The sequence below is a fragment of the Fischerella major NIES-592 genome (assembly GCF_001904645.1).
GTDB lineage: Bacteria > Cyanobacteriota > Cyanobacteriia > Cyanobacteriales > Nostocaceae > Fischerella > Fischerella thermalis.
This window is the reverse complement of record NZ_MRCA01000034.1, coordinates 1-2,154: the sequence shown is the minus strand read 5'-3', so window position 1 is coordinate 2,154 and position 2,154 is coordinate 1. Positions and strand designations below refer to the sequence as shown.

General features: G+C 41.7%; 2 protein-coding genes. Both read right to left on the bottom strand.

The window, feature by feature from the left end; translation table 11 throughout:
• A partial coding sequence (locus tag NIES592_RS24020) for a type I polyketide synthase (RefSeq protein ID WP_143168405.1) occupies positions 1 to 1,249 on the bottom strand: 1,249 nt, incomplete at its 3' end.
• Positions 1,242 to 2,154 (bottom strand): KR domain-containing protein (locus tag NIES592_RS24015; protein WP_143168404.1); only part of this gene is annotated, 913 nt, incomplete at its 5' end. The genes NIES592_RS24020 and NIES592_RS24015, both read right to left, overlap by 8 nt.

Genomic DNA, 2,154 nt, shown 5'->3' with positions numbered 1-2,154 from the left:
GGCGAGGTATACCGTTTGTTTTCCATTCGGTAAGTTTAGTATTGACGTAAAAGGGACTGTTGGCAAAGTCTATTTCAGGATTCGGTTGTTCAAAATGCAAGCTGGGTGGAATCATCTTGTGTTTGAGAGCCATGACTGTTTTGATTAAACTAGTCACACCAGCAGCTATATTCAAATGTCCCACATTGGTTTTAACCGAACCAATGGCACAAAATCCCTTCTTACCGGTGCGGGCTGCAAACACCTTCTTGAGGGCGCTAATTTCGATTGGATCTCCCAGAGGAGTTCCAGTTCCGTGAGTTTCGATGTAGGTAATTGTCTCTGGATTAAACCCAGCGATCGCAACAGCATCAGCGATCGCTAAGGCTTGACCACCTACACTAGGAGCGGTGTAACCTACCTTAGCAGCACCATCGTTATTAATGGCTGAACCTTTGATGACTGCGTGAATGTGATCGCCATCTGCCAAAGCATCTTCTAATCTTTTGAGTACAACAATGCCTACCCCGTCGCCGAAAACAGTTCCCTGTGCTTTAGCATCAAAGGCGCGACAATGTCCATCGGGAGAAGTCATTCCCCCTTCTTGATAGAAATAACCTTCTTTTTGTAGAGACTGGATGGAAACACCACCTGCCAAAGCCATATCGCACTCATAGTTCATCAATCCTTGGCAGGCTGAGTGAACAGCTACCAATGACGTAGAACAAGCGGTGCTAATGTTGATACTTGGCCCTCTCAGGTTTAATTTGTATGAAATTCGTGTAGCTGCAAAATCTTGAACATTACTAAAGAAAATTGAAGAACCGATTGATTTGCTCAGTTCGGGATTGGTACTGAGTTTGTTCAGCATATAGATACTCAGGTTAGTCCCCAGGTAAACACCAGTCAAACCTGGGTCTGCACCAGGGTCATAACCAGCATTTTCCAAGGCTTCCCAGGCACACTCCAGCAAAATCCGGTGTTGGGGATCCATAATTTCGGCTTCTCGAGGCGAGAAATCGAAGAAAGCGGCGTCAAACATTTCAATGTCTGACAGACGAGCATCAGCCTTGACATAATGAGGGTCACGCAGCAATGCTGGATTTATGCCTGCAAGCTCTAATTCTTCATCACTCCAAAAAGAAATAGACTCTTTGCCATTGCATAGATTCTGCCAAAATTCATCAACACTTTTGGCTCCTGGAAAACGGCCAACCATACCAATTACGGCTATGCCTTTGACGGAATCGTGGATTTGTTGATTATCCATCTGCCTTCCTCCTTTGTTTCATTAATTGCCTTTTTCCTTGCATAGCCTCTTCTTTTTTCTTGGCACGTTTATCAGCTTGCTGAAATGTTGGCTGTTCAACCTGTTTTTCACCGAGATATTCTGCTAAGGCACTGATAGTCGAATATTCAAATAGGTCAGCAATTGATAAATTTTTATTTAATGTTTTAAGAAGTTTGTTGCGAACCTGAATTATTAATAGCGAATCTCCACCTAATTCAAAGAAATTATCATAGAGACCTACATCTTTGATCCCCAGAACCTCTTGCCAAATGTTGGCAATTTTTTGTTCAATTTCATTTGTGAGAGGAACGTAGGGATTTTGTAAATCTGGTCTGGGATGAAGTGATAATAAATTTGTTTGTTGTGGGAAAGATTTCAGATCAATCCATTGGTCAATCCTAGCTTGCAGTTCTCCAGTAGAGACAACTACATGATTGAATTGACTATAGTTCAAAATTCTTTGTAAAGCTTCTACACCTTCTTGGGCATTGAACGCAAATTCACTCACGCTTGCGCCTAAAGATGTACTTTGTTGATTTTCTGTTTCAAGTTGCCAACTATCCCAGCTGACGCTAATCCATGAAACGGGATGGTTTTGATTATGTTGGTGTACAAAAGTGTCCATGAAATTATTTGCTGCTGAGTAGGCAACAAATCCTAATCCTCCTAAAACAGATGATAAGGAAGACAGCAATAAACAAAAGTCAATTTGTGTATTTTTTAATACTTTCTCTAAAACTATAAGTCCGTATACTTTTGCTTGAAATTGCTGCTCACAATCTGTTTTAGTTATCTTGTCAATGGCTGCAAAAGACTTGCCGCCAACGATTCCAGCCGCATGGAAAACCCCATTGAGTTGACCAAAAGTGGAATGTGCAGAAGCG